Consider the following 26,256-nt stretch of genomic DNA (forward strand, 5'->3'; position numbering starts at 1 on the left):
ACGCACTAGAGTGGCGGCCATGAACCCATCTCCGGCACTGAAGGACCGCATCGCCTCAGGGATCATCGCCACCGCGGCCACGGTCCTCGCCGAGCGCGGCGAGACGGCGAGCATGGCCGAGATCGCCGAGGCCGCCGGGGTCGGCCGGGCCACCCTCTACCGCTACTTCCCCAACCGCGAGGCCCTGCTCGCGGGCCTGGTCCAAGCGGCCTTCGACGACCTGTCCGCGCGCATCGCCGACGCCGACCTCGCATCGGTCCCGGTCCGCGAGGGCGTCGCCCGGGTGGCGCGCGCGTTCGTCACCGCGGGCGGCACCTACACCGCGGTGGTCAACCTCAGGCACTCCCGCGGCGGGCCCGGCATGCCGCCCCTGCCCGAGACCGACCGCCGCCTCGCCGAGCCCGTCCGCGCCCTGCTGCGCCGGGGCGCGGCCGACGGCACGCTGCGCGGCGACATGCCCGCCGAGGTGCTGTTCGAGATGTTCACCGCCCTGCTGGAACGGGCGATCTCCCAGGCGGCCGTGCAGGGGTGGGGGGCCGAGCACGCCAGCGCCGTGGTCACCGCCCTCTTCCTCGACGGCGCCGACGCGCCGTCGGAGTGAGGCCTGCCCCGGGGCCGCCGCCCGGGGCGGCGACGGGGCTCAGTCGATCGCCGGGGCGATCCACAGGGCGTCGGCGGCCACCAGGCCCAGCGCCTGGTCGCGCTGGTCGCCGGAGGAGCCCACGCGCACCACCAGCGACCCGCCGAAGGGCTGGCGCTCCACGACCTTGATGCGCATCCCGATGCCGATGCGCTGCTCGGCGAGGTAGCGCAGGAGGTCGGGGTCGGAGTCGTTGACGCGCACGATCACGCCGTTGGCGCCGGTCTCGGCCTCGGACAGCAGGCGGGTATCGCGCTCGACGACCTGGCCGTCGCGGGTGGGGATGGGGTCGCCGTGGGGGTCGACGACGGGATCGCCGAGGTGGTCGGCGATGCGGTCGACGAAGCGGTCGGAGACCACGTGCTCGAGGATCTCGGCCTCATCGTGCACTTCGTCCCAGGAGTAGCCCAGCGCCGCCACGAGGTAGGTCTCCAGGAGCCGGTGGCGCCGCAGGACCGCCAGGGCGGCCTTGGCGCCGGTGTCGGTGAGGCGGACATCGCCGTAGCGGCGGTGCTCCACCAGCCCGAGTTCGCCCAGCTTGCGCAGCATCCCGGAGACCGAGGAGTTGGACACCGACAGGCGTTCGGCCATGGCCGAAATGGTCACCGGCCCGGAGCCGCGTTCCTGGAGGTCGTAGATGACCTTCACGTAGTCCTCGACCGAGGTGGACGGCCGCTCCGAAGTACTCCCCATACCGGCTACGGTACCGCGGTCCACCCCCGCCACGTGCACCCCTCGCGGCGACATACCCCCGGTGAACAGGGGGATCGCGGCATCCGCCCGAGTCGTCCACAAGGGTCCCCTGACCGCCCGGGCGGTCCGCGCCCCCGCCCCGGCGCCCCGCCTCCGGCCCCCGCGAGCCCCCGGGCCTGCCCACCCCGCCCGCGCCGGGCGCGCCGGCCGCCCCGGAAACCCGCGCATACCGTCGTGACCAGCGACTTTCGGTCCAATCCGAAACTGATTGCCCGGGCGTGTGCCCTTCGGCCACCATGGGTGCTCCGGCGCCCGGGGGGCCACCCCCGCCGCCGGACACGGCGCCGACGGCGGCCCCGTGCGCACGCCGGTCCGAAGAACCTCCCGGGAGGGGTAGGGGAAGCGACCGCGCCGGCGCCCGGGGCGCCGTCATCGAGCACAGCGCCAGGCCGGGCGGTGCGGGGCCCACGTGGGCCGCCGGCACCGGCGAACCCCACGTGGCACCGCCCGGCACCCATCCCCACCACCCGGGTGCGCCCGCGCGCGGCCCGGGCGACACGCCACGCGCCTTGACCTTCACACCGGTGTGAAGCCCTAGCGTCCGAGCCATGACAACGACACACGACACCGGCGCCACCGCCCACCGGCCCCTGTCCTACTTGCGGCGCGGCCGGGGCCCCGGCCTGCTGCTCGCCCACGGCGCCACCGGCGGGACCGACGCCAACTACGGGGCGGTCATCGACGCCTTCGCCCGCCACCACACCGTGGTCGGGCCCGACTACCCCGGATCGGGGCGCACCCCGCGCTCGGCCACCCCGCTCACCCTCGACGGCCTGGCCGACGCGGTCGTGGCCGCCGCCGACGACGCCGGGGTGGCGACCTTCGCCCTCCACGGATACTCCCTGGGCGGCGCGGTCGCGATCCGCGCCGCGGTGCGCCACCCGGGGCGCGTCACCGCACTGGTCCTGGCCGCCGCCTTCGCCCACCCCAGCGAGGCCATGCACGCGCTCCTGCGCACGTGGCACGCCGACCTCGCCGCATCGGGCCCGGCGGGCGCCGCCGACCAGGTCGACCTCGGCCGGCGCGTCGACGTCCGCGACGACCTGCCGCGGATCGCCGTTCCCACGCTGGTGCTGGCCACCACCGCCGACGAGCTCGTCGCGCCCGGCCACTCCGCGGAGCTGGCGGCCGCGATCCCCGGTGCGCGCCGCGCCGACCTCGCCTCCGGCCACCACATCTGGGAGGACGCCCCCGAGGAGTGGGCCGCACAGGTGCTGGACTTCCTCGCGGCCAACGGGGGGCCGACGCGATGACCGCCACCGCCACACCCGTCCTCGACGCGGTCCTGCCCACCGAGAGCGCGACCCTGGACCCGTGGGCCGTGGTCGGCCTCGCCCGCAGGGCCGAAGAGCTGGGCTACCGCTCCGTCTGGCTGCCCGACCACCCGCTGCCCCCGCACGGCTACGGCAACGGCTACGGCGGCGCCCTGGAGCCGATGGTGCTGCTCACCGCGATCGCGGCGGCCACGGAGCGGATCGGCGTGGGCACGTCGGTGCTCATCCTGCCGCTGCGCGACCCGTTCCTGCTGGCCAAACAGGCCGCCACGCTCGACCGGCTGGCCCCCGGGCGGCTCACCCTGGGGGTGGGCACCGGGTGGGAGGCGCGCGAGTTCGCCGCCCTGGGCGCGGACTTCGCCGACCGCGGCGGGCGCACCGACGAGGCCCTGCGCCTCATCCGCCACCTGCACACCGCCGGGCGCGGCCCCTTCACCGGCGACCGGTACGGGTTCACGACCGGGGTCTTCGCGCCGGTGCCGGCCGCCCCCGTGCCGATCATGGTCGGCGGCACCTCCGCGCCCGCGCTGCGGCGCGCGGCGCGCCACGCCGACGTGTGGCAGGGCGTCGCGCTCGACCCTGACGGCTTCGCCGAGCGCGCCGCCGCCGTGCGGGAGATGGCCGGGCGCCCGATCGGCGCCGGGACCCGCACCGAGCTGCTCCCCGGCGGTTCGGCGGCCGAGGTGGCCGAGACCGTGCGGGCCTTCACCCGCGCCGGCGCCGACCACGTTGCGGTCTGGTTCGGCCCGGAGGAGGGCTTCGCCGGGCGCATGGCGGATCTGGCCCGGGAGGCGGGCATCGCCCCGGAGGGGTGAGGGTGTACCGGGCGGCCGTCCCAGTGGTCCCGTCCGCCGCCGCGATGTCAGCGGCGGCGGACGGGCCGCGGTGCATCGGCGGGCCTCAGCCGGCCAGGTTCATCCAGATCGCCACGGCGGGCACGGTGCCGTTGTTCGTGATGCGGTGCGGGGTGCCCGAGGAGAACGCGATGGAGTCGCCGGGGCCCAGCTCGTAGCTGTCGAACCCGACGTCGACCGTCAGCGCCCCGCTGACGACGTTGCCGATCTCGCGCCCGTTGTGCGCCACGAACTCCGCGTTCTGGCTGGAGCACGCCCCCGGCGGGTAGGTCGACTCGAACAGGTTGACGCCCGGTGTGGCCACCGGGGTCAGGCGCCGGTAGCGCACCCCGTGGCCCAGGGTGAGGGTGGCGGCCTCGCCGCTGCGCGCCACGACGACGCCGTCGTCGCCGGGCGGCGCGGCCGCGGCCGGAGCGGATGCGGATCCGGGGTGGTCGTCGCTGAACGCGGCGGTCACGGGTGCGTCCAGGGCGGACATAATCGCATAGAGGCGGGTGACCGAGGGGCGCATCTTGCCGCGCTCGATCTGGGAGAGCGCGCTCGGGCTGATGCCCAGCAGCCCGGCGACCTTGCGCAGCGACAGCCCGCGCTCCATGCGCAGCGCGCGGATCCGTGCGCCGAACTCCTGGCCGTCGAAGGGCGCGGCCGGTGCGGCGGGGGTGTCGGGAGGGGGCGGCGCCATGGTGCTGTCCATCCTAGCGGGGCGGATGCGCGGTTAACGGTGGCGCAACGTGAAGGAAACCATTAACATCTCGTTCAGTCATAGATTAACACCTCATTCTTCCCTCCGGATGATGCCGCACCCGCAGCGGCAGCAAGGGCTGGTGACCGATCATGACCCAACTTCCCCCGGCGCAAGCCCCGTCCTTCGGGGCGGGGAACGCAAGGTTGCAGTTGGACGCCCGGCACGGGTATGGTCCATCTCTACGCGGCGGGGCACGCCGAGTAGTCAAACGCCTGCGGAGCGCATGTAAGACCCTGCCGAGCCAGGGCGGTGCGTGATGAAACAGGAACCCGCCAGGGCCCGCATCACGCGGGCGGATGGAACCCCGGCCCTTCCAGGCCGGGAGGATGTCAGTCCACCTCCTCCTCCACCACCACCCGGGCCCACTCCGCCCGCGCCGGGCCCCCGGGTCGGCGCGGGCGGAGTGCCGCCCGGCTACGCGCCCGGCCTCTACAACAGCGACCTCTGCCCCACCCGCAAACGCACCTGGGGCACCTACAGCGTCTTCGCCCTCTGGATGGCCGACACCCACGCCATCAGCAACTACACCTTCGCCGCCGGCCTGTTCATCCTGGGCCTGGCCGCCTGGCAGGTCTTCGTCGCGCTCCTGGTGGGCATCACCCTCGTCTACATCGGGATGAACCTCATGGGCCACGCCGGCCACCGCACCGGCGTGCCCTTCCCGGTCCTGGCCCGTGTCAGCTTCGGCGTCCACGGCGCGAACATCCCCGCGCTCATCCGCGCCGTCATCGCCATCGCCTGGTACGGCATCCAGACCTGGCTGGCCTCGGTCGCCCTGGTCGTCCTCGCCGTGCAGAGCATGCCCGCGCTGGAGGCCTACACCCGAAACGACATCCTCGGGCTGTCCAGCCTGGGCTGGGCGGCGTTCCTGTTCATGTCCGCCCTGCAACTGGCGATCCTCAGCCGCGGCATGGAGACCATCCGCAAGGTGCAGGACTGGGCCACCGGGCCGATCGTGTGGATCGTCATGCTGTTCCTGGCCGGCTGGCTGCTCGTGCAGGCCGACTTCGACATCTCCCTCACCGAGGGCGCCGTGGTCATCCCGCCCGGCGAGCAGGCCCGCCACATGCTCGCCGCGGTCGGCCTGACCATCGCCACCTTCATGACCCTCATCCTCAACTACGGCGACTTCGCCCGGTTCACCACGAGCCACCGCGCCTACCGCCGCGGCAACCTGCTCGGCCTGCCGCTGAACTTCTCGCTGTTCGCCCTGGTGTCGGTGGTCACCACCGCCGGGACCATCGCCGTCTTCGGCGAGACCATCACCGAGCCCGTGGAGATCGTCGCGCGCATCGACAACGTGTGGGTGACCATCATCGGCGCCATCACCTTCATCGTCGCCACGGTCGGCATCAACATCGTGGCCAACTTCGTCAGCCCGGCCTACGACCTCGCCAACGTCGCGCCCCGGTACCTCACCTTCACCCGGGGCGGGATCATCAGCGCCGTCCTCGCCGTCCTCGTGCTGCCGTGGAACCTCTACTCCAACCCCTACGTGATCAACTACTTCCTCGGCGGCCTCGCCGCCTTCCTCGCCCCGCTCGTCGCGATCCTGCTGGTCGACTACTACCTCGTGCGGCGCGGCCACATCGTCCTCGACGACCTCTTCCGCGCCGAGCAGGGATCGTCCTACTACTACGTGCGTGGCTTCAACCCCGTGGCCCTCCAGGCGTTCCTGCCCGCAGCGGCGGTCTCCGCCGTCCTGGCCCTGGTCCCCGCCTTCTCCGCGGTCGCCCCGTTCTCCTGGGTGCTCGGCCTGCTCATCGGGGGACTCATCTACTACGCGCGCAGCCCGCGCCGCAGCGGGCCCATCCCCGACGCGATCATCCCCCCGGACCCCGCCGGCACCGCGCCCACGGGCCCGGGCACCGGTCCGGTCCGGTGACATCCGCCGCGGCCCACCCGTCCGGGCGGGCCGCGGCACCGCCCCGCCCCCGATCCGCACCGCCCCGGCACGGAACAAGGAGCACAGCGTGCGCATCCTCGTGGTCAACCCCAACCGCATCGCCGCCTGCACCCGGCTGATCCGCGACACCGCGCAGGCCGCGGCCGCTCCCGGCACCGAGATCACCGCCGTCCACCCCGACGACGGTCCCGTCGAACTCTCTGGCGACCGCGAGGTCCTGCTCAGCGCGATGGGCGTCCTCGCCCAAGTGGACCGGCACGCCGAGCGGGCCGACGCGGTCATCATGGCGGGCTTCGGCGAGCCCGGACGCGAGGCCGTGCGCGCCAGCACCCGCGCCCCCGTCTTCGACATTACCGAATGCGCCCCCGCTGTGGCCCTCACACTGGGCCGCGACTACGCCGTGGTCACCTCCACCCCGGCCGCGGTGCCCGTGGTGGAGGACCGGCTGCGCGCGCTCGGCCTCGGCGCCCGCTGCACCGGCACCCACGCCACCGGGCTGGGGGTGCCCGACATGGTCGCCCACCCCGCCGCTGCGCTGGAGACCGTCATCGCCACCGCCGCGTCCGCCGAGGGCGAGGTCGTGGTCCTCGGCTGCGGCGGCATGGCCGGCATGGCGGCAGAGGTCGCCCGCGCGACCGGCCGCCCCGTGGTCGAGGGCGTGGCCGCCGCGGTCACCCTCGCCCAGGCGACCGCGGCCGTTGTCCCCGTGCGCTGATCCCGCGCGTCCGGCGCCGCCCCGCTGCCTCCGCGCGCCGAGGCCGAGGGGACGTCGCCCGCACCCCGCGACCGCTCCGATCGCCCGGACGGCCCCGCGTCGGACCTACCGGCCCTGCGCGCGGGATCGCCGCGCCGACGGGAGAAGGGCGCAGTCGCCGCACATGCCCGCGCCCGGGAGCCGGTAGTAGAGGCAGCAGGTGGTGCGGGTGAACCCGTGGCCGGGCTCCGGGCCGAGGCGTCCCAGCCCGGCCAGTGGCGGGCGGGCCAGCAGGGCGGCGGCGAGGGCGCGGGCATCGGCGGCCAGAGCCGGGCGCGCCCGGGCGAGGGAGCCCACCGCGCCGGCCAGGGCCGAGGCGGCGTTGCCCCACAGCAGCCGCTCCGCCACCCTCACCTGCGCGCGCAGCGCGGCGCCGACGGGCCGCAGCACCCCTTCGAGTACCCGCGTCCTAACCAGGTCGGCCACCGTCTCCGGTGACGGGCCCTCCTGAGAGCCGGCGCCGTCCGGCCGCGGAGTGCGGTATGCGCCGGACCGGAGGGGTGTGCCGACCGTGGTGCCGTTGCCGTTGCCGTTGCGGTCCGCGGCAACAGGCAGCAGGGGCGTGCCCTCGCCCAAGGCGAAGACGAGCGGACCCCGCCGGTCGCGGCGCCAGCACAGCCCCGCGGGGTCGGGGACCCGGCCGTGCGCCAAGGCCGCGCCGATCACCGGCGACAGCAGCCGCGAGGCCAGCCCCTGGTAGAACAGCGACGCCGCCACGCGCCCCTCCACCTGCCCAGGGGTGCACCCTGAAGCCTCGGCGAGCGCGGCGCGGACCGTGGCCACCTCGCCGGCCAGCAGGTCCGCACGCCGCCCCAGCTCGCCCACCGGAAGCCAGCCCGGGCCCGCGCACTCCGGCGCGACCGCGAAGAACAGGTTGACCGCCGCGACATCGGCGAGCACCGCCCGCACCCCCGGATCGGCCACCATGGCGCCGCCCCTCCTCACCCCCGGCCCGAAGTCGCGGGCCGAACCTGACACGGACTGACAGGAACTCTGGTTAACGTCGCCTCCCGCGGGGCGCGACGGGGCGCTCCGCCCTGCCCACCGCGCGCCCATCCCGGGCGCCCCGACCACGGGAGTCCGCACCACCATGGCAGACCAGAGGGCCGCCGCCCACCGCGACAGCATCGTCATCACGGGCGCCCGGGAGAACAACCTGCGCGACGTGTGCCTGCGCATCCCCAAGGAGAAGATCGTCGTGTTCACGGGCGTCTCGGGATCGGGCAAGTCCTCCCTGGTGTTCGACACCGTCGCCGTGGAATCGCAGCGCCAGCTCAACGAGACCTTCACCTGGTTCATCCGCAACCGCATGCCCAAGCACGAGAAGCCCGACGCCGACGCGATCGAGAACCTCTCCGCCGCCATCGTCGTCGACCAGAAGCCCATCGGCGGCAACTCGCGCTCCACGGTGGGCACCATGACCGACATCTACGCGCTGATCCGGCTGCTGTTCTCCCGGCACGGCACCCCCAGCGCCGGCGGGGCGACCGCGTACTCGTTCAACGACCCCGCCGGCATGTGCACCGCCTGCGACGGGCTCGGCCGCACCAACCGGATCGATCTGGACGCGCTGCTGGACACCCGCCTGTCGCTCAACGGCGGCGCCATCCGGTTCCACCCCTTCGCCGTGGGCGGCTGGCAGTGGCGCACCTACGCCGGGTGCGACCGCTTCGACGCCGACAAGCCGCTCGCCGACTACACCGACGAGGAATGGCACACCCTGCTGCACGGCAAGGGCTTCATCGTCGAGATCACCACCGAGCGCCACCACAGCAAGATCGACTTCGAGGGGATCGTCCCCCGCTTCACCCGCCTCTACCTCAACCGCGACCTCAGCACGCTGGGCGACAAGACCCGCACCGCTGTCGAGCGCGTCGTCGCCCCGGCCCCCTGCCGCGACTGCGGCGGCGCGCGGCTCAACCCCGCCGCCCTGGCCACCCGCATCAACGGGCGCTCCATCGCCGACTACTCCGCCATGGAGGTCACCGACCTGCTCGCCGAGCTGGACCGCATCGACGCCCCCGTGGCCGCCCCGATCGTCGCCGCCGCGTCCACGGCACTGCGCCGCGTGGAGCGGATCGGCCTGGGCTACCTCAGCCTGGACCGCGAGACCGCCACGCTGTCGGGCGGGGAGTCCCAGCGGCTCAAGATGGTCCGGCACCTGGGGTCGGCCCTGACCGGCATGACGTATGTGTTCGACGAGCCCAGCGTGGGGCTGCACCCGCGCGACGTGCACCGGCTCAACGACCTGCTGGCCGAGCTGCGCGACAAGGGCAACACCGTGCTGGTCGTGGAGCACGACCGCGACGTCATCGCCGTCGCCGACCACGTGATCGACATCGGCCCGGGGGCCGGGGCCGACGGCGGCCGGATCGTCTACGAGGGGACGTTCGCCGGACTGGCCGCGGCCGCCACCCCGACCGGCGCCGCCCTGCGCGCGGTCTCGGGCGTGAAGTCCCCGGTGCGCACCCCCACCGGGTGGTACACCCTCGCCGGCGCCGACCGGCACAACCTCAAGGACATCACCGTGCGCTTCCCCACGGGCGTGCTCACGGCCGTCACCGGGGTCGCCGGATCGGGCAAGAGCACCCTGGTCTCCGACGTCTTCGTGGGCGAGCACCCCGATGCGGTGGTGGTGGACCAGTCCGCGATCGGCGCCTCGGCCCGCTCGTGCCCGGCGACCTACCTCGGGATCATGGACGAGATCCGGCGGATCTTCGCCAAGGAGAACGGGGTGGACGCCGGGCTGTTCAGCTTCAATTCGCGCGGGGCGTGCGCGCAGTGCCAGGGGCGCGGCGTCATCTACGTCGACCTCGCGTACATGGACCCGGTGACCATGACCTGCGGCGAGTGCGGCGGGCGCCGGTTCAAGGAGGCGGTACTGCGGCACACCGTGGGCGGGTGGTCGGTGGCCGACGTCCTCGACGCCACCGCCGGGCAGGTCCGAGACCTGTTCCCGCAGCCGCGCATCCGGCGCGGGCTCGACGCGCTGGGCGACGTCGGCCTGGGCTACCTGTCGCTGGGCCAGCCCCTGAGCTCGCTGTCGGGCGGGGAGCGCCAGCGCATCAAGCTCGCCACCGAGCTGCACGCCACCGGCGGCGTCTACGTCCTGGACGAGCCGACCACCGGGCTGCACATGGCCGACATCGGCACGCTGGTGGCGCTGCTGGACCGGCTGGTGGACGCCGGGAACACCGTGGTGGTGATCGAGCACGACCTCGACGTCGTCAAGCGCGCCGACTGGGTCATCGACCTGGGGCCCGACGGCGGCAGGAACGGTGGCGAGGTGGTGTTCGAGGGCACCCCGGCGCAGTTGCTGGGCGACGCGGGGTCGCTGACCGCCGAGTACCTGCGCCGCGACATCCGCCGCGCCGAGCCGGTCCCGGCCTGACCCGGCCCCGCGGGCTTCCCGGCAGGGGGCGCCCGAGCGCCGAACCGCAACGGCCCGTGCGTCAGGCGCTCCACACCAAGCGGGCGGCGGCCACGGCCGCCGCCTGGTACGGCGGCAGCGGCCCGCCTTCGGCGACCACCTCCAGCACACCCCACGGCTCCCGCCTGTCGACCGTCAGCCGTGAGGACAGGCCGCAGCGGGCGCTGAGGGGGTCGGCGTCGGCGGCCACCTCCTGCACCGCACCTGGCGTGAGCGATGAGGAGGCCGGCTATGTCGGGTGGGTGGCCTCGGGCAACGCCGAGATCCAGCAGCAGGCCCTGAGGGACCTCGACCAGGCGCTGGCCAACTTCTTCAACGGCACCCACGGATATCCGACCTGGCGCAGGAAGGGCGCCGGGGAGGGGTTCCGGGTCATCGGCACAGGCCGGGTCCCCGCCTTCGACTCTGACGGCGCACCCGTGCTCAACGCCAAGGGCAACCAGGTGATGCACCGCCGCGTGGCCGTGCAGAAGCTGAACCGCGCGTGGGCGCAGGTCAGGGTTCCCGGGTGCGGGTGGGTGAGGTTCCGCAACAGCCTCCCCGGCCTACCCGACGCGAAATCGTTCCGCGTTACTTACCGTCACGGCCAGTGGCATGTGTCCTTCCCTGTGGTCCCCGATCCCGTTCTGGGACCGGCGGACGGGTCCGTGGTGGGGGTGGATAGGGGTGTGGCGATCACCGCCGCCCTGTCCACCGGTGAGATGCTGAACTGCCCCGGGCTGTCGGCGAAGGAACAAGCGCAGCGCCGCAAGCACGAACGGCGCGCGTCACGAGCCAGGAGGGGCAGCACGCAACGGGCCGCCGAGAACGCGAAGGCCAACCGGTACCGGAGGAAGGAAGCGAACCGGCGCAAGGACTGGGTGGAGAAGACCTCGACCCGGCTGGCGCTCGGGTTCGACATTATCCGGTTCGAGGGCCTGCGCATCCGGAACATGACCGCCTCCGCACGCGGGACGGTGGAGGAACCCGGCAAGCAGGTGCGCCAGAAGGCAGGGCTCAACCGGGCGATCCTCGCCCAGGGGTGGGGACTCCTCCGGACGCGGACCGGACACAAAGCAGCCGGGCGCGTCGAAGACGTGCCCCCGGCTTACACCAGTCTGCGCTGTAGCGACTGCGGTTGGATCGATAAGAACTCGCGTCAGAGCCAAGCGCGGTTCGTCTGTTCCTCCTGCGGTTTCACCTGCAACGCCGACCTGAACGCTTCAAAGAACATCGCGGCAGGGCAGGGCGTCAGCCCCGGACCCCGGCGGGTCCGTGCCGGAGGGACGACCGGGCCCGAGCCCGCGAGTGTCCGTGAACCTCAGCAACGTCAGCTCGCATTGAGCTGGTAGCTGGAATCCCCTCCCTTCAGGGAGGGGAGGATGTCAAGTCCCGATATGGCCGGATCAGGATCGCCTATGGTAAATGTTGGGCGTGCCGAACATTAGAGATTGGTATCCACCACTCCGCTCTCTTCCGCCCCTGGCCGCGGCCGGCGCGCTGGTCGCCGCCACCGCCGCCTGCTCGGGCACGGCGTCCTCCACCGACGACGACGGCCGCCTCACCGTCCTCACCACGTTCACCGTCCTGGCCGACATGGCCCGCAACGTCGCCGGCGACCGCGTCGACGTGGAGTCCATCACCCGCGCCGGCGCCGAGATCCACGGCTACGAGCCCGCCCCCGACGACCTCGTCCGCGGCCAGGACGCCGACCTCATCCTGGAGAACGGCCTGGGCTTGGAGGGCTGGTTCGCCCAGTTCACCGAGCGCATCGACGCCCCCACCGCCACCCTCACCGAGGGCATCGAGACCATCCCCATCTCCTCGGGCGGCTACGAGGGCCGCGCCAACCCCCACGCCTGGATGTCGCCCGCCAACGCGGCCGTCTACGTCGACAACATCGCCGCCGCCCTCACCGACCTCGACCCCGAAGGCGCCGCCACCTACGAGGCCAACGCCGAGAGCTACCAGGCGGAGATCGCCGAGATCGGCGACTTCCTCGACGAGGAACTGGGCGACCTGCCCGAGGGCCACCGCGCCCTGGTCACCTGCGAAGGCGCCTTCTCCTACCTGGCCCGCGACACCGGCCTGACCGAGCAGTACCTGTGGCCCGTCAACGCCGACGCCCAGGGCACCCCGCAGCAGATCGCCGCGACCGTGGAGTTCGTCCGCGACAACGACGTCCCCGCCGTCTTCTGCGAGACCACCGTCAACGACGGCGCCCAGAACCAGGTCGCCGACGAGAGCGGGGCCGCCCGCGGCGGCGACCTCTACGTCGACTCGCTGTCGGAGCCCGACGGCCCCGTGCCCACCTACCTCGACCTGCTGCGCCACGACGCCGAGACCATCGTGGCCGGCCTCACCGGCGAGGGGGCGCAGGCATGAGCGCCGCCCCCGCTCCCGCGATCGAGGTCAGCGGGGTGACCGTCCGCTACGGCGACGTCCTCGCCCTCGACGGCGCCACCCTGGACGTCGCCCCCGGGCGCATCTGCGCGCTGCTCGGCACCAACGGATCCGGTAAGTCCACCCTGTTCAAGACCATCCTGGGCCTGGTGGCCGCCGAACGCGGCCGCGTGCGCATCCACGGCGGCCCGACCGAGGCGGCGCGCCGCACCGGCACCATCGGCTACGTCCCCCAGTCCGAGCAGGTGGACTGGGCCTTCCCAGTGCGCGTGGCCGACGTCGTCATGATGGGCCGCTACGGCCACATGGGCATCGGGCGCAGCCCGCGCCGCGCCGACCGCGACGCCGTCGCGCGCGCCCTGGAGCGCACCGGGCTCAGCGCCCTGGCCGGCCGCCAGATCGGGGCGCTCTCCGGCGGGCAGCGCAAGCGCGCGTTCGTGGCCCGGGGGATCGCCCAGGGCGCCGACGTGTTCCTGCTCGACGAGCCCTTCGCCGGGGTCGACAAGCGCTCCGAGGCCACCATCGTCGAGGTGCTGCGCGCGATGCGCGACGACGGTCACACCCTGCTGGTCTCCACCCACGACCTGGCGACCGTGCCGGACTTCTGCGACGACGCCGTGCTGCTCCAGCGCCGCGTGGTCGCCCAGGGCACCCCTGGCGAGGTGCTGACACCGGACCGGCTGATGGAGGCCTTCGGCGTGGCGCCCGCCGAGGCGCGGGCAGGGGAGGGGGCGTGATGGCGGTCGTCGAGTGGTTCACCGTGCCGTTCCAGTTCGACTTCATGCAGCGCGCACTGCTGGTCAGCGTCGTGGCCGGGGTGGTGTGCGCGGTGCTGTCGTGCTGGATGACGCTGATCGGCTGGTCGCTGCTGGGCGACGCGGTCTCCCACGCGGTCCTGCCCGGCGTGGTGCTCTCCTACATCTTCGGGTTCCCCCTGGCCCTGGGGGCGCTGGTGTTCGGCGCGGGCTCGGTCGCGCTCATCGGGGTGGTCAACCGCACCTCGCGGGTCAAGGAGGACGCGGCCATCGGGGTGGTGTTCACCGCGATGTTCGGGATCGGCGTGGTGCTGATCTCGCGGGTGCCCAGCGAGACCGACCTCATGCACATCCTGTTCGGCGACGTGCTGGGGGTCTCCGACTCCGCCATCGTCCAAGTGCTGGTGATGGCGACCGTGACCCTGTCGGTGGTGATGGTCAAGCACCGCGACCTCACCCTCTTCGCCTTCGACCGCGTGCACGCCCACACCATCGGGATCAGCCCGCGGCGCCTGGAGGCGCTGCTGCTGGGCCTGCTCTCGCTCACGGTGGTGATCGCCCTCCAGGCGGTGGGGATCATCCTGGTAGTGGCCATGGTGATCATCCCGGGCGCGACGGCCTACCTGCTCACCGACCGCTTCGAGCGGATGCTGCTGATCTCGGTGGCCGTGTCGGTGTCCGCGGCGGTCCTGGGCACCTACGCCAGCTTCCACCTCAACGTCGCCACGGGGGGCGCGATCGTGGTGTCCCAGGCGGCGGCGTTCGCCCTGGCCTACCTCTTCTCCCCCCGCCAGGGGGTGGTGACCCGTGCCTTCGCGCGCCGCCGAGCGGTGGTGACCTGACGGCCTGACGGCGGGATCACCGGTGACGCGGTGGCGGCTCGCTCTCGGGGCCGGAGCCGCCACCGCGCCGTACTGCTTCAGCGTGTCACCCGGCCCGATGCACTGAGCATGAGCGCGATTCTGGCGGCGAGGTCGAGCGCGGGTGTGCCTTCGGGGATCTCGTCGCAGGCCGACAGGGTCCAATGGGCCCCACGGTCGTCGCGCAGGTCCAGCTCCAGGGTGTAGCCGGTGGTGCGATTGCTGATCTCCAAGGTGCCGGGGTTCCGTCGGTCGGGCCGCCGCACCTCCAGTCCGGCGGCGGCGAGCAGAGCGGCCACGGCCTCGATGTGGCGATCGAACTGCTCCTCCGACAGCAACTCGGGCGCCTCATCGTCGATCGAGGTATCGACGCCACCCCAGTCGTAGGCGGCGATCGGCGACGACACGGTGTTGACTTCCGTCATCAGTGGTTCTCCCTCTCGGGGTAGGACGCCGCCCGCGAGCGATGAAGATCCCTCACGGGCGGCCCTCACCTGCGACTGTAGGAATTTATTGCATAAGCGTCAAGTCTTATGTCATAAGTCTCCTCGCCTGATGGTGCCCTCGTGGATACGGTGAGGGAGAGGTTTTCACATATGTCGGAAGGTGCCCCTGCCATGGCCGATCTTGAGCAGCCGCGAGCACGGTACAAGCAGGTTGCGGAGATGCTGCGAGATGCCATCAAGACGGGTGAGTACCCGGTGGGAACGACCCTCCCCAGCCAGCCCGAGCTCGCGCGTACCTACGGTCTCAATCAGAGTTCCATCAGCCGGGCCATGGCGATGCTCCAGGCCGAGGGGTGGATTCGCACCGAGCACGGCCGAGGCTCGGTGGTCTTGGAAGTACCGCGGGTCAAGCGCGTTCGACGGATCGACAAGGAGCACCGTTCGCAGCCCGGGGACAGCACATATGCGGACGAGATCACGAAGTCTGGACTGACGCCACGCACGCTATTGGTCCAGTGCGAATCCGTGATCCCTCCGTCTGACGTCGCGGAAGTCCTCCGGCTGAATGAAGGTGACGAGAGCTTGGTCCGTCAACGCCAGATGTTCGCCGATCATCGCCCTATCCAGATCGCTACCTCATACATCCCCATGGAGGTCGCCGGAAGCGTGGACATCGCCATGCCGGACACCGGTCCAACCGGTATGTATGCGCGGCTGGCAAACCGTGGATTCGGCCCCGTCCGATTCACAGAAGACATTGAGGTCCGCGGGGCCACGGAACCGGAAGCCACGTTCCTGGATATCGTGACGGGTCAGCCGGTCTTCGCTGTTATCCGCACCGCATTCGACGCCGAAGACCGTCCTGTGGAGGCATGCATCAACATCCTGGCAGCACTCCAGTGGCGCCTGAGCTACAGCTGGACACAGGAGCGTGATGCATGAGCAACGAGTCGCCCCTGCACAGTGTGAGCGTCACCGGGGTCGTCGTGCGCGACGATGCCAAGGTTTTGGTCATCCGTCGCGCCGACGACGGGCGCTGGGTGCCTCCCGGCGGTGTTCTCGAACTGGACGAGACCCCGGAGGCCGGCGTCGTCCGCGAAGTGCTGGAAGAGACCGGGATGAAGGTCGCCCCCGAGCGGCTTGTCGGTGTGTACAAGAACATGCGGCTCGGTGTCGTCTCCCTAGCGTTTCGCTGCCGTCCGCTCGCAGGTGACGTTCATCCGACCGAGGAGGCGACCGCCGTCGCCTGGATGACGCAGGAGGAAGCGGTCTCGGCTGCGCCGGAAGCGCGCGCCGTGCGCATCACCGACGCGTTCCGTGGTGACGGGCCCTTCGTTCGGGTGCACGACGGGGTATCCCTGCTCCCGTGAACACGCGTGCCCGCCGTCGGCCGCGACCTGCTACACGTGGAACGGCACCGTGGTGATGACGATCTTGGGCAGGTGGTGGAGGGCGCGGCGTAGGCGGGCGGCGAGGCGGTCGTGGAGGAGGTTGTGCCACCAGTGGCGGGCGATGACCTCGGGGATGATGACCGTGATCGTGAGGTCGCGGCGCTGGCGGTGCAGGGCCTCGATGTAGTTGACCAGCGGCGCGACCATGGCGCGGTAGGGCGAGACCACCACCTCCAGCGGCAGGTGGTCGCCCCACTGCGTCCAGTACCCGCGGAAGCGCTCGGCCTCCTCCTCGCTGGGGCTCAGGTGCAGGGCCAGCACCGGCTGCTGGAGCGAGGCGGCGTAGGCCAGGGCCCGCATGCTGGCCAGGTCGACGGTCTCGATCGGCACGACCGACAGGTGGTGGATCTCCGAGGGCATCTCCTCGTTCTCCTCCACCGTCCGGTGGTTGTCCTCCTCGATGCGGGCCAGCGCGTCGCGGGTGCTGGGCGAGCAGATGGTGCGCCGGGGCAGCTCCATCGCGTGGGGGTGCAGCCGCAGCGCGGCGCCGACGGAGTCGTAGTGGCGCCGGACCCGCAGCGCCAGCACGACTTGCAGCCCGACGATGAACACCGCCACCCACGCGCCTTCGGTGAACTTGGCGATCCCGGCGGTGAGCAGCACGATCGCCGACAGTGAGGCGCCGACGGCGTTGAACGCCAGGCTCTTGCGCCAGTGCGCGCCGCGCAGCCGCCACCAGTGCACCACCATCCCCGACTGCGACAGCGTGAACGCGAGGAAGACGCCGACCGCGTACAGGGGGATCAGGGACGTGGTCACGCCGCCGAACGCCGCGAAGATGACGGCGGCCACGACCGAGAGCAGGATGATCCCGTTGCTGAACGCCAGGCGGTCGCCCAGCCGCAGGAAGACCCGCGGCGCGTGGTTGTCGCGCGCCATCAGCGACAGCACGCGGGGGAAGTCGTTGTAGGCGGTGTTGGCCGCGAGGAGCAGGACCGCCGCCGTGGCCGCCTGCGTGAAGACGTACATCCAGCCGGTGCCGAAGGTGAGCCGAGCCAGCTGCGACAGCACCGTCTCGTGGCCGCTGCCGGAGGCGTGGGCGGCGCCGGGGACGACACCCGTCAGCTGGATCAGTGCGATCAGCCCCGCGAAGAGCGCGACGAGGATGCCGACCATCCACGTCAGCGTCGTGCGGGCGTTGCGCCACTCGGGGGACTTGAACGCCGGGACCGCGTTGGAGATCGCCTCCATGCCGGTCATCGCCGTGGATCCGGAGGCGAAGGCGCGCATCACCAGCAGCACCCCCACCCCCTGCGCGGCCTGCGCGTGCGGGGAGGGCGGCGGCGGGTGGGCCGACCCCCCGGGGCCCTGGATGAGGCCGACGATGATGAGCGCGAACATGGCGGCGATGAACGCGTAGGTCGGAGCGGCGAAGAGGACCCCGGCCTGGCGGATCCCGCGCAGGTTGCCGGCGAGCAGGATCGCGATGACGGCGACGCCCATCGGGACGGTGGCGGGGGCCAGAGCAGGGATGGCCGAGGTGATCGCCGCGACCCCGGCGGCGACCGACACGGCGACGGTGAGGATGTAGTCGGTCATCAGGCCCGCCGCCGCCACGAGCCCGGGCCTGCGCCCCAGGTTCTCGCTCGCGACGATGTAGGAGCCGCCGCCGTGGGGGTAGGCGCGGATCGTCTGGCGGTAGGACACCGCCACGGCGACCATCATGAACACGATGGCCGCGGCGATCGGCACCGTGAAGGCCAGCCCGGCGGCGCCGCCGAGGATGAGGACGGCCAGCATGGCCTCGGGCGCGTAGGCGACCGAGGAGAGGATGTCGGCGGAGAGCACCGGCAGCGCGACCAGCTTGCGCATCCGTTCGTGTATGAGCGCGGTGTTCTTCAGGGGTGCGCCCAGCAGGACCCGCCGTAGGCGATAGCCCGCCCGGCCCATCCGGGTCGGAGGCACGTCGGCCTCCTCGGCCGCTTCGGCCTCGTGCTGGGTGCCGCCGAGGCCGGTGACGCTGACCAGGCGGACGATGGGGGCCGGCCGGAGCTCGTGGCGGGCGGGGAAGCTGCCGAGATCGGGGTCGACGGGCAGCGCGCGGCGCCACACGCCGGGATCGCCCGACACCCGCCCCCACTCCTGCCCCAGGCTGCCGAGCACCCGGAGCTGGTCCGGGTCGAGAGCGGGCAGCGCGGCGGAGGGCCCCGGAGGGCCGGACGTCCGCTCACTCTCGCCCCCACCCGGGGATCGCGTCGTATCGGACATGTCACCCAGTGTCACCCATGGGGCGCCGTCGCGAGCGGACCGGCGCGGAGGAACCGCGGATGCGTGTCGGTTCTTGGTCGGCCGACGTGGCCGGTCCGGGGGTGGACTGGGGCGGGGGATGGGAGGCCGGGGTCCTTCCGCGGTCGTCCTCTCCGCGTGCCCGCGGCTCCTGCGCCCAGCCGTTTCCGTGACGGTGTGTGATCGGCCGGGGGTCGGGCGGGTGCGGCGGCGCCGACGTCCATGCTTCGGCGGTCCGGTCGGGCGATGGGCACGGTCAACGCGAAAGCAGGTTGACGTCGTCAACTTGGCGTGGTTATGTTGACGACGTCAACCGGACTCGCGGGCGGCACCGCGCGCGTTCCCGGATAGCCGGCTCGCGGGCCACAGCGCGCCCGGCCGGCCACGGCCGGAGCCCGCTCCGCCGCACCTCCCCCCACCCCGCAGGAAGGCAACCCACCATGGCCGACACCGCACGCCCCGCCGTCGTCACCGGATCCACCGCAGGCATCGGCGAGGCCATCGCCCGGCGCCTCGCCGCCGAAGACCGCCCCGTCGTCCTCGTCGGGCGCAGCGATGAGCGCCTGGCCGCGGCCCGGCGGCGCATCCTCGCCGCCGTCCCCGCCGCCCAGGTGCGCACCGAGCGCGCCGACCTCGCCCTCATGGCCGACGTTCGCGCCCTCGCCGACCTCCTGGTCCGCGGGCCGCTGCCCGAAGTCGTGGTCTCCAACGCCGCGCTCATGGCCCCGATCACCGAGACGACGCCCGAAGGCATCCAGCGGACGCTGGCCGCCAACCACCTCGCCCCCTACCTGCTCCTGCGCTCTCTGGTCCGCCCCTTGGAGGGCCGCACGGCGCGCTTCGTCGTGGTGGGGGCCGACCCGGGGGTGCTGACCCGCCTGCCCGTCGACCTGGACGACCTCGGCTTCGCCCGCCAGCGCCTCGGCCCCGTCCCGAGCTTCCGTCCGTTCCTCGCCTACGGCCAGACGAAGAACATGAACGCGATGTTCGTCTACGGCCTCGCCCGCCGGCTCACCGACGCCGGTATCACCGGCATCACCGTCAACGGCGCCCACCCGGGCATCATCAAGGACACCGAACTGGGCCGCGACTCCCGCGGCGCGCTGTGGCTCTTCCAGACACTGCTCGGCAACCTGGGCCGCAGGCCCGGACCCGACACCGGCGCCGACACCCCGGCGTGGCTGGCCTCCTCCGCCGACGTCGAAGGTGCCACCGGCCGCTTCTATGTCAAGCGCACGGCCGTCCCCACCGCCGCACACACCACCGACCCCGCCCGCTGCGACCGGCTCTGGGAGCACAGCGCCCGCCTCACCGGCCTGCCCACCGGCCTGTGAGCCCGCGCCGCCCACCCCTCCGGCGCGATCTCTCCGCAGGTCGCAGGGGGACGTGAGGGGTCCGTTGCGTGGGTGTTACGGCACGACACGCCACCGAAACCCCGGCTTCCTAACGTCGTCACCGACCCCACGTCGATGAGGAAGGCCGGGCCGTGACCTCCCCAACCGCGACACCGCACCGCACCACCGGGCGCTGGATCAGCCAGTGGGACCCCGAGGACCCGACCTTCTGGGAGCGCTCGGGGCGCCGGATCGCCAACCGCAACCTGTGGGCGTCGATCTTCGCCGAGCACCTGGGCTTCTCCATCTGGACCATCTGGTCGGTGCTCACCCTGTTCATGACCCCCGAGACCGGGTTCGACTACACCCCCGCGCAGAAGTTCCTGCTCGTGTCGGTGGTGACCCTGGTCGGCGCCGTCCTGCGGGTGCCCTACACCCTCGCCGTCCCCAAGTTCGGCGGCCGCAACTGGACCCTGGTGTCGGTGGCCGCCCTGCTCATCCCCACCGGCCTGGCGATCCTGCTCATTCAGCGCCCCGAAACGCCCTTCGCGGTGTTCGTGGTCCTCGCCGCGACGGCGGGCCTGGGCGGCGGCAACTTCTCCTCCTCCATGTCCAACATCAACGCGTTCTTCCCCGAGCGCAGCAAGGGCTGGGCGCTGGGCCTCAACGCCGGGGGCGGCAACATCGGGGTCCCCGTGGTGCAGCTGGTCGGCCTGGGGGTCATCGCGGTGCTGGGCGTGTCCTACGGGCACGTGCTCGCCGCGCTCTACATCCCCCTGCTCGCGGCCGCCTGCTGGGTGTCCTGGCGGCACATGGACAACCTGTCCGGGGCCCGCGCCGACATCGGGGCGCAGCTCGCCGCGGCGCGCGACCGCGACTTCTGGATCATGTCGTTCCTCTACATCGGCACCTTCGGCTCCTTCATCGGATTCGGCTTCGCCTTCGGGCTGCTCCTCCAGAACCAGTTCGACCGCACCCCCCTGGAGGCCGCGGCCGTCACCTTCATCGGCCCGCTGCTGGGCTCGCTGGTGCGCCCCGTGGGCGGCCTGCTCGCCGACCGGCTCGGCGGCGCCAAGGTGACCCTGTGGAACTTCGCCGCGATGGCCGCCGGCACCGGCGTCATCATCCTCGCCTCCACCCAGAACTCCCTGGCCCTGTTCACCACCGGGTTCATCGCCCTGTTCCTGCTCACCGGGGTCGGCAACGGGTCGACCTACAAGATGATCCCCGCGATCTACGCCGCCCGCGCCGCCGACATGGCCGATGCCGGCACCGCGGCCGCCGAGGCCACCGCCCACTTCAAGCGCGTCGCCGGGGCGGTCCTGGGCCTGGTCGGCGCCGTGGGCGCGCTCGGCGGCGTGGCGATCAACCTCGTCTTCCGCCAGTCCTTCGAGAGCTTCGGCGGCGCCACCCCCGCCTACGCGGCCTTCCTCGTCTTCTACCTGGTGTGCATGGCCGTCACCTACGCCGTCTACATGCGCCGGCCCGCGACCGCCACCGCCACCACCGCACCCGCCGCCCCGGCCGCCACCACGCGATGACCAGAACCCACTGCCCCTACTGCGCCCTCCAGTGCGCCATGCACCTCGAACCGGGTGCCGACGGCGCACTGGCGGCGCGGCCCGCCGCCTTCCCGACCAACCGCGGCGGGCTGTGCCGCAAGGGCTGGACCTCCGCGGAGCTGCTCGCCGCGCCCGACCGCATCACCACACCCCTGATGCGCACTGGGCGCGACACCGGCTTCACCGAGGTCGACTGGGACACCGCCCTGGACCACGTGGCCGGCCGCCTGCACGAGCTGCGCGCCGGCCACGGGCCCGACTCCGTCGCCGTCTTCGGCAGCGGGGGCCTCACCAACGAAAAGAGCTACCTGCTCGGCAAGTTCGCCCGCGTCGCCCTGGGCACCTCCCAGATCGACTACAACGGCCGGTTCTGCATGTCCTCGGCCGCCGCGGCCGGGATGCGCGCCTTCGGCCTGGACCGCGGGCTGCCCTTCCCGCTGACCGACCTCGGCGGCGCCGACGTCGTCCTGCTCGCCGGCGCCAACCCCGCCGAGACCATGCCGCCGATGATGGGCCACCTCAACGCCCCGCGCCTCGTCGTCGTCGACCCGCGCCGCTCGGCCACCGCCGAACAGGCCCTGGCCAACGGCGGCCTGCACCTGGCGCCCCGCCCCGGCACCGACATCCCCCTGGCACTGGGCCTGCTGCACGCCGCCCGCGCCCAAGGGCTGCTCGACCACGCCTACATCGACGCCCGCACCACCGGCTTCGACGACGCCTGGCGGCAGGCCGCCGCCTGGTGGCCCGAGCAGACCGAGCACGTCACCGGGGTGCCCGCCGGGCGGATCCGGGAGGCCGCCCGCCTGCTGGCCACCGCCGCCCGCGCCTACGTCCTCACCGGCCGCGGCGCCGAGCAGCACGCCACCGGCACCGACACCGCCGGCGCCTGGATCAACCTCGCCCTCGCCCTGGGCCTGCCCGGGCGCAACGGCTCCGGCTACGGGTGCATCACCGGCCAGGGCAACGGCCAGGGCGGGCGCGAGCACGGCCAAAAGGCCGACCAGCTCCCCGGCTACCGCAAGATCGACGACCCGCGCGCCCGCGCCCACGTCGCCGGGGTGTGGGGGATCGACCCCGGCGACCTGCCCGGCCCCGGCCGCAGCGCCTACGAACTCCTCGACGCCCTGGGGACTGAGGGCGGGCCCCGCGCGATGCTGCTCTTCGGCTCCAACCCCGCCGTTTCGGCGCCCGACTCCGGCCGTGTCCGAAACCGGCTCGCCGCCCTGGACCTGCTGGTCGTGGCCGACTTCGTGATGTCCGAAACCGCGCGCATGGCCGACGTCGTCTTTCCGGTCACCCAGTGGGCCGAAGAGGACGGCACCATGACCAACCTCGAAGGGCGCGTCCTGCGCCGCCGCGCCGCGGCCGCCCCGCCCGAGGGCGTCCGCACCGACCTGCGGCTCATCGGCGATCTCGCCGTGCGCCTGGGCCAGCCCGCCGACCGCTTCCCCACCGACCCCGGCGCGGTCCTGGCCGAGCTGCGCGCCGCCTCCGCCGGCGGCGCCGCCGACTACTCCGGGGTCACCGACGAGCGGCTGGCCGCCGGCGAGGAGCTGCACTGGCCCGTCCCCGCCGGGGCAGCGCCCACCCCGCGGCTCTTCCTTGACGCCTTCGCCCACCCCGACGGCCGTGCCCGCTTCGCCCCCGTCGCCCACCGGCCCCCGGCCGAGCCCACCGACGCCGCCTACCCCCTCATCGCCACCACCGGGCGGCTCATGGGCCACTACCAGTCCGGCGCCCAGACCCGGCGCATCCCCGAACTCGCCGCGGCCGAACCCGAGGCCTACGTCGAGGTCCACCCCGACACCGCCGCCCGCGCCGGCCTGGCCCACGGCGACCCGGCGCTGGTCACCTCGCGCCGCGGCACCACCCGCGCCCGCGTCCGCCACCGCGCCGACGCCCGCCGCGACACCGTCTTCCTGCCCTTCCACTACGGCGGCGAGCACGCCGCCAACAACATCACCAACCCCGCGCTCGACCCCACCAGCCGCATGCCCGAATTCAAGGTCAGCGCCGTCCGCCTCGAACCGGACGGCCTCGATCGCCAGGCAGGAGCCGTCCGCTCGGAACCGGACGTCCCCGCCCGCCCCGGACCCGGAGGTACAGCGTGAACCCCGCGCCCCGCCACGTCGTGCTGATCGGCAACGGGATGGTCGGCTCCCGCTTCGCCGACGAGGTCGCCCGCCGCGACCCCGCAGGCGAGCGCGTCCGGCTCACCGTGGCCGGGGCCGAGACGGACCCCGCCTACAACCGGGTCCTGCTGCCCGGGCTCGTCGCCGGCACCCACGCCCCCGACGACATCCGGCTGCCCTTCCCCGACGGCCCCGCCGTCACCCTGCGCACCGGCACCGCCGCCACCCACCTGGACACCGCCGCGCGCCGCGTCACCCTCGACGACGGCACCGCACTGCACTACGACGAACTCGTCCTGGCCACCGGCGCCCGCGCCGCCCTGCCCCCGCTCGACGGCGTCACCGCACCCGACGGCGCCCCCGCCGAAGGCGTCAGCGCCCTGCGCGACATGGCCGACACCCGCCGCGTCCTCGCGCTGACCCGGCCCGGGGCCCCGGTCGTCGTGCTGGGCGGCGGGGTGCTCGGCCTGGAAGCGGCACGGGCGCTGGTGGAGCGAGGGGCGCGCGTGTCACTCGTGGAATCCTCGCCGTGGATCATGCGCCGCCAGATCGACCGCCCGGCCGCCGAGATCCTCGCCCGCCGCTACGCGGCCATCGGGGTCGAGGTGCACTCCTGGCGCGTGGCCGCCCGCTGGATCCCCGGAACCGGCCTGGAGCTGGACGACGGGCGAGTGCTGGCCGGTGACGCCCTCGTCGTCACCGCCGGGGTGCGCGCCGAGACCGGGCTCGCCGAAGGCGCCGGTATCCCCGTCGACCGCGGGGTCCTCGTGGACGACCGCCTCACCAGCGGCGACCCGCGCGTGCACGCCATCGGCGACTGCGCCCAGCACACCGGCGGCGGCGCCGGGCTGGTCCAGCCCGGGTGGGAACAGGCCGCGATCCTTGCTGACCTGCTCACGGGGACCAATGTGGGCGCCCGCTACCACGGCGCCCGGCCGGTCACCCGGCTCAAAGCGGAGGGCATCGACCTCACCGCCCTCGGCGAGGCCGACGCGGAGGAGTCCGCCGAGACCGTCACCATCGCCGACCCCCACGGGGGCCGCTACGCCAAGCTGTCGGTGCGCGAGGGGAGGATCGCGGGCGCGGTCCTGCTCGGGTTCCCCGACTCGGCGTCGGCCATCGCCCAGATCTACGACGGCGACGCCCCCGTCCCCGACGACCGCCTGGCCCTGCTGATGGGCCAGCCCCAGGCAGATGCCGAGACGACCCCGGAGGCGGCCGACCCGCTGATCTGCCGCTGCAACGCGGTCGCCCGCAGCACCATCGAATCGGCGTGGCTGGACGGCAACCGCACCCGGGAGGCCATCGCCGGTACCACCCGTGCGACGACGGGGTGCGGGGGGTGCACGCGGGACGTCGACGCCCTGCTGTCACAGTGGGCGTCGACCACCCCTGCGAAGGTGCCGTGACCCGATGCCGTCCCTGCGCGGGAGGGCACCGGAGCGCGTGGTGGCCGCCGCCGAGGCCGGGCACCGGCCCGCGTCCGGTGACGTCTACACTCCGGTGAGTCGGGACGAACGGGCCGCGTGCGCTGCCCCTGAAAGTCGGTGGTGACGTGAGCGGCTTGGGGAGATGGAGCCTCGGGATCGGTGCGGGGCTCCTGGTCGTATCCGTGCTCTGCGTGGTGCTGGACCTGGTGCCGGTCGGGGTGATCGCGGGCATCCTGGGCCTGGTGGCGGTCGGCATGGCCGGTTATGACGTGGTCTACGAATGGCTGCACCGCGCCGAGCTGCGCCGCCGGGGGGCCAGGGCCGCGGCCAGGGCCGCCCGGGAACGCGAAGCGCGCGAGGGTCGCTGACCGCTCCGCCGGCCGCGCAACGGCGTGGACGGCCGGGGACACGCTCTGGGCCGATGCGTGGCGTGATGGGCCGGGCGACGGCGGCGGCCGGCTACGAACCGTGCGGTGCTTCCTGCGCCGGCCGGTCGTTGGCGGTGGCCGGCGTGGGCGTCCCCGCGAGCACGGGCATCCCCGGCAGCCCGTCGATGCTCTCCGCATTGCGGGTGCACCAGTAACCGGGAAAGCTGGCCTCGCCCTTGCGTTCGTGTTGGCGGTCGAGGAGGTCGCGGTCGCCCTTGAGGTCCATCAGCGGGACCGAGAAGCCGCAGGAGTCCGCGATCCGCTCCACGTCCACCACGATGACCGACCGCTGACCCACTGTCCGCTCCTTGGGGAACAGCGCGCGCAGTCCCGCGAACGTGTCGTCGGTGGACAAGACGACCCGGCCGCGGCCGTGGAGGCGGACGATCTTCGGCGGGCCGTCGAAGGCGCAGAACATCAGCACGATCCGGCCGTTCTCCCGCAGGTGGGCGATGGTCTCGGTGCCCGACCCCGTGTAGTCGAGGTAGGCCACCGTGGAACCGTCGACCACGGCGAACGTCCCCGCCATGCCTTTGGGCGACACGTTGATGTGCCCTCCGCCGTCCAAGGGCGCAGTCCCGACGAAGAACACCGGCTGGGCGAGGAGGAATCCGGCGAGCCCGGAGTCGATCGATTCATAGATCTTGCCCATGCCCGAAGTCTCCCACGCGGTCCCGTTCGCGCCATAGCCGTTTCCGGGCGCCTCGTGACCGGCGCCACCCCCTCCACCCCAGCGGCGACGAGGCCCATCCGCCCGTCTTCCCGCTGGCTGGAGCGTTTCACGCGCTTCTCACCTGCGGTGACAGCACAACGAAACACCGGCTTCATGTGCGGCTGACGGAGTGGAAACACCCCCCGGGTTGCCTGGACCCCACATAGGCCGCCGTACCAGTG

Annotated in this window: 24 protein-coding genes; 17 read left to right on the forward strand and 7 right to left on the reverse strand. The window is 73.0% G+C overall.

Annotated elements, in window-relative coordinates; all coding sequences use genetic code 11:
* Positions 1-19: 19 nt before the first annotated feature.
* The gene (locus tag ACFOVU_RS16270; RefSeq protein WP_378534490.1) at positions 20-601 is read left to right on the forward strand and encodes a TetR/AcrR family transcriptional regulator; all 582 of its coding nucleotides are present in this window, start codon (positions 20-22) and stop codon (positions 599-601) included.
* Between the two features lie 39 nt (positions 602-640).
* Here the strand turns inward: ACFOVU_RS16270 and ACFOVU_RS16275 are convergent, their stop codons facing one another.
* Positions 641-1,333: a metal-dependent transcriptional regulator gene (locus ACFOVU_RS16275; RefSeq protein ID WP_378534492.1), complete on the reverse strand. Its 693-nt coding sequence runs from the start codon at positions 1,331-1,333 to the stop codon at positions 641-643.
* A gap of 608 nt (positions 1,334-1,941) precedes the next feature.
* On the opposite strand from ACFOVU_RS16275, the gene ACFOVU_RS16280 reads away from it, so the two are divergent.
* Entirely contained in the window at positions 1,942-2,646 is a 705-nt protein-coding gene (locus ACFOVU_RS16280; RefSeq protein WP_378534494.1) for an alpha/beta fold hydrolase, read from the forward strand.
* Complete coding sequence (locus ACFOVU_RS16285) at positions 2,643-3,482, forward strand: TIGR03619 family F420-dependent LLM class oxidoreductase (RefSeq protein WP_378534496.1); 840 nt, start codon at positions 2,643-2,645, stop codon at positions 3,480-3,482. The genes ACFOVU_RS16280 and ACFOVU_RS16285 overlap by 4 nt, the downstream gene beginning before the upstream one ends.
* 85 nt (positions 3,483-3,567) lie before the next feature.
* On the opposite strand, the gene ACFOVU_RS16290 is transcribed toward ACFOVU_RS16285, so the two are convergent.
* Complete coding sequence (locus tag ACFOVU_RS16290) at positions 3,568-4,203, reverse strand: helix-turn-helix domain-containing protein (RefSeq protein ID WP_378534498.1); 636 nt, start codon at positions 4,201-4,203, stop codon at positions 3,568-3,570.
* 466 nt (positions 4,204-4,669) lie between these two features.
* Between ACFOVU_RS16290 and ACFOVU_RS16295 the strand changes: the two genes are divergently transcribed.
* Together ACFOVU_RS16295 and ACFOVU_RS16300 are read left to right on the forward strand one after the other, a co-directional pair.
* Entirely contained in the window at positions 4,670-6,151 is a 1,482-nt protein-coding gene (locus ACFOVU_RS16295; protein WP_378534500.1) for an NCS1 family nucleobase:cation symporter-1, read from the forward strand.
* An 88-nt stretch (positions 6,152-6,239) separates the two neighbouring features.
* Positions 6,240-6,887: an aspartate/glutamate racemase family protein gene (locus tag ACFOVU_RS16300; RefSeq protein WP_378534502.1), complete on the forward strand. Its 648-nt coding sequence runs from the start codon at positions 6,240-6,242 to the stop codon at positions 6,885-6,887.
* 105 nt (positions 6,888-6,992) lie between these two features.
* Here the strand turns inward: ACFOVU_RS16300 and ACFOVU_RS16305 are convergent, their stop codons facing one another.
* Positions 6,993-7,853: an IucA/IucC family C-terminal-domain containing protein gene (locus tag ACFOVU_RS16305; protein WP_378534504.1), complete on the reverse strand. Its 861-nt coding sequence runs from the start codon at positions 7,851-7,853 to the stop codon at positions 6,993-6,995.
* A gap of 163 nt (positions 7,854-8,016) precedes the next feature.
* Between ACFOVU_RS16305 and ACFOVU_RS16310 the strand changes: the two genes are divergently transcribed.
* The gene (locus ACFOVU_RS16310) at positions 8,017-10,317 is read left to right on the forward strand and encodes an ATP-binding cassette domain-containing protein (protein WP_378534506.1); all 2,301 of its coding nucleotides are present in this window, start codon (positions 8,017-8,019) and stop codon (positions 10,315-10,317) included.
* 61 nt (positions 10,318-10,378) lie between these two features.
* On the opposite strand, the gene ACFOVU_RS16315 is transcribed toward ACFOVU_RS16310, so the two are convergent.
* Positions 10,379-10,555: a hypothetical protein gene (locus ACFOVU_RS16315; RefSeq protein WP_378534508.1), complete on the reverse strand. Its 177-nt coding sequence runs from the start codon at positions 10,553-10,555 to the stop codon at positions 10,379-10,381.
* A gap of 10 nt (positions 10,556-10,565) precedes the next feature.
* On the opposite strand from ACFOVU_RS16315, the gene ACFOVU_RS16320 reads away from it, so the two are divergent.
* From ACFOVU_RS16320 to ACFOVU_RS16335, 4 genes are all read left to right on the forward strand, one after another.
* Positions 10,566-11,687 (forward strand): RNA-guided endonuclease InsQ/TnpB family protein, encoded by a 1,122-nt coding sequence (locus ACFOVU_RS16320; protein WP_378534510.1) that lies wholly within the window; start codon positions 10,566-10,568, stop codon positions 11,685-11,687.
* An 82-nt stretch (positions 11,688-11,769) separates the two neighbouring features.
* Positions 11,770-12,720 carry a metal ABC transporter substrate-binding protein gene (locus tag ACFOVU_RS16325; RefSeq protein ID WP_378534512.1) on the forward strand — a complete coding sequence of 317 codons (951 nt, stop codon included), beginning with the start codon at positions 11,770-11,772 and terminating at the stop codon, positions 12,718-12,720.
* Complete coding sequence (locus ACFOVU_RS16330; protein WP_378534514.1) at positions 12,717-13,475, forward strand: metal ABC transporter ATP-binding protein; 759 nt, start codon at positions 12,717-12,719, stop codon at positions 13,473-13,475. The genes ACFOVU_RS16325 and ACFOVU_RS16330 overlap by 4 nt, the downstream gene beginning before the upstream one ends.
* Positions 13,475-14,335 (forward strand): metal ABC transporter permease, encoded by an 861-nt coding sequence (locus ACFOVU_RS16335; protein WP_378534516.1) that lies wholly within the window; start codon positions 13,475-13,477, stop codon positions 14,333-14,335. Before ACFOVU_RS16330 ends, ACFOVU_RS16335 begins: the two co-directional genes overlap by 1 nt.
* A gap of 77 nt (positions 14,336-14,412) precedes the next feature.
* Here ACFOVU_RS16335 and ACFOVU_RS16340 read toward each other — a convergent pair whose 3' ends face one another.
* Complete coding sequence (locus ACFOVU_RS16340) at positions 14,413-14,778, reverse strand: hypothetical protein (RefSeq protein WP_378534518.1); 366 nt, start codon at positions 14,776-14,778, stop codon at positions 14,413-14,415.
* Positions 14,779-14,970: 192 nt separating this feature from the next.
* Between ACFOVU_RS16340 and ACFOVU_RS16345 the strand changes: the two genes are divergently transcribed.
* Together ACFOVU_RS16345 and ACFOVU_RS16350 are read left to right on the forward strand one after the other, a co-directional pair.
* The gene (locus tag ACFOVU_RS16345) at positions 14,971-15,741 is read left to right on the forward strand and encodes a GntR family transcriptional regulator (RefSeq protein WP_378534520.1); all 771 of its coding nucleotides are present in this window, start codon (positions 14,971-14,973) and stop codon (positions 15,739-15,741) included.
* Complete coding sequence (locus ACFOVU_RS16350) at positions 15,738-16,169, forward strand: NUDIX domain-containing protein (RefSeq protein WP_378534522.1); 432 nt, start codon at positions 15,738-15,740, stop codon at positions 16,167-16,169. Before ACFOVU_RS16345 ends, ACFOVU_RS16350 begins: the two co-directional genes overlap by 4 nt.
* 30 nt (positions 16,170-16,199) lie before the next feature.
* Here the strand turns inward: ACFOVU_RS16350 and ACFOVU_RS16355 are convergent, their stop codons facing one another.
* A complete protein-coding gene (locus ACFOVU_RS16355) occupies positions 16,200-18,458 on the reverse strand; it encodes an APC family permease (protein WP_378534524.1) in 2,259 nt (752 codons plus the stop codon).
* A 458-nt stretch (positions 18,459-18,916) separates the two neighbouring features.
* Here ACFOVU_RS16355 and ACFOVU_RS16360 point away from each other — a divergent pair, with 458 nt between their 5' ends.
* From ACFOVU_RS16360 to ACFOVU_RS16380, 5 genes are all read left to right on the forward strand, one after another.
* Positions 18,917-19,810 carry an SDR family NAD(P)-dependent oxidoreductase gene (locus ACFOVU_RS16360; RefSeq protein ID WP_378534526.1) on the forward strand — a complete coding sequence of 298 codons (894 nt, stop codon included), beginning with the start codon at positions 18,917-18,919 and terminating at the stop codon, positions 19,808-19,810.
* Positions 19,811-19,962: 152 nt separating this feature from the next.
* The gene (locus ACFOVU_RS16365) at positions 19,963-21,351 is read left to right on the forward strand and encodes an MFS transporter (protein ID WP_378534528.1); all 1,389 of its coding nucleotides are present in this window, start codon (positions 19,963-19,965) and stop codon (positions 21,349-21,351) included.
* Complete coding sequence (locus ACFOVU_RS16370) at positions 21,348-23,483, forward strand: molybdopterin oxidoreductase family protein (protein ID WP_378534530.1); 2,136 nt, start codon at positions 21,348-21,350, stop codon at positions 23,481-23,483. The genes ACFOVU_RS16365 and ACFOVU_RS16370 overlap by 4 nt, the downstream gene beginning before the upstream one ends.
* Positions 23,480-24,913, forward strand: coding sequence for an FAD-dependent oxidoreductase (locus ACFOVU_RS16375; protein WP_378534531.1), 1,434 nt, complete (start codon positions 23,480-23,482; stop codon positions 24,911-24,913). Before ACFOVU_RS16370 ends, ACFOVU_RS16375 begins: the two co-directional genes overlap by 4 nt.
* Before the next feature lie 146 nt (positions 24,914-25,059).
* Entirely contained in the window at positions 25,060-25,302 is a 243-nt protein-coding gene (locus ACFOVU_RS16380) for a hypothetical protein (RefSeq protein ID WP_378534533.1), read from the forward strand.
* 91 nt (positions 25,303-25,393) lie between these two features.
* On the opposite strand, the gene ACFOVU_RS16385 is transcribed toward ACFOVU_RS16380, so the two are convergent.
* Entirely contained in the window at positions 25,394-26,014 is a 621-nt protein-coding gene (locus ACFOVU_RS16385; RefSeq protein ID WP_378534535.1) for a pyridoxamine 5'-phosphate oxidase family protein, read from the reverse strand.
* Between the last annotated feature and the right edge of the window lie 242 nt (positions 26,015-26,256).

Origin of the sequence: Nocardiopsis sediminis (genome assembly GCF_042650565.1) — a bacterium.
Classification (GTDB): Bacteria; Actinomycetota; Actinomycetes; order Streptosporangiales; family Streptosporangiaceae; genus Nocardiopsis_B; species Nocardiopsis_B sediminis.

Excerpts from the sequence above, each read along its gene's own strand:
- ACFOVU_RS16270 (WP_378534490.1), top strand. The coding sequence starts at position 20 with ATGAACCCATCTCCGGCACTGAAGGACCGCATCGCCTCAGGGATCATC.
- ACFOVU_RS16275 (WP_378534492.1), bottom strand. The coding sequence starts at position 1,333 with ATGGGGAGTACTTCGGAGCGGCCGTCCACCTCGGTCGAGGACTACGTG.
- ACFOVU_RS16280 (WP_378534494.1), top strand. The coding sequence starts at position 1,942 with ATGACAACGACACACGACACCGGCGCCACCGCCCACCGGCCCCTGTCC.
- ACFOVU_RS16285 (WP_378534496.1), top strand. The coding sequence starts at position 2,643 with ATGACCGCCACCGCCACACCCGTCCTCGACGCGGTCCTGCCCACCGAG.
- ACFOVU_RS16290 (WP_378534498.1), bottom strand. The coding sequence starts at position 4,203 with ATGGCGCCGCCCCCTCCCGACACCCCCGCCGCACCGGCCGCGCCCTTC.
- ACFOVU_RS16305 (WP_378534504.1), bottom strand. The coding sequence starts at position 7,853 with ATGGTGGCCGATCCGGGGGTGCGGGCGGTGCTCGCCGATGTCGCGGCG.
- ACFOVU_RS16310 (WP_378534506.1), top strand. The coding sequence starts at position 8,017 with ATGGCAGACCAGAGGGCCGCCGCCCACCGCGACAGCATCGTCATCACG.
- ACFOVU_RS16330 (WP_378534514.1), top strand. The coding sequence starts at position 12,717 with ATGAGCGCCGCCCCCGCTCCCGCGATCGAGGTCAGCGGGGTGACCGTC.
- ACFOVU_RS16335 (WP_378534516.1), top strand. The coding sequence starts at position 13,475 with ATGGCGGTCGTCGAGTGGTTCACCGTGCCGTTCCAGTTCGACTTCATG.
- ACFOVU_RS16340 (WP_378534518.1), bottom strand. The coding sequence starts at position 14,778 with ATGACGGAAGTCAACACCGTGTCGTCGCCGATCGCCGCCTACGACTGG.
- ACFOVU_RS16345 (WP_378534520.1), top strand. The coding sequence starts at position 14,971 with ATGGCCGATCTTGAGCAGCCGCGAGCACGGTACAAGCAGGTTGCGGAG.
- ACFOVU_RS16350 (WP_378534522.1), top strand. The coding sequence starts at position 15,738 with ATGAGCAACGAGTCGCCCCTGCACAGTGTGAGCGTCACCGGGGTCGTC.
- ACFOVU_RS16355 (WP_378534524.1), bottom strand. The coding sequence starts at position 18,458 with ATGTCCGATACGACGCGATCCCCGGGTGGGGGCGAGAGTGAGCGGACG.
- ACFOVU_RS16360 (WP_378534526.1), top strand. The coding sequence starts at position 18,917 with ATGGCCGACACCGCACGCCCCGCCGTCGTCACCGGATCCACCGCAGGC.
- ACFOVU_RS16370 (WP_378534530.1), top strand. The coding sequence starts at position 21,348 with ATGACCAGAACCCACTGCCCCTACTGCGCCCTCCAGTGCGCCATGCAC.
- ACFOVU_RS16385 (WP_378534535.1), bottom strand. The coding sequence starts at position 26,014 with ATGGGCAAGATCTATGAATCGATCGACTCCGGGCTCGCCGGATTCCTC.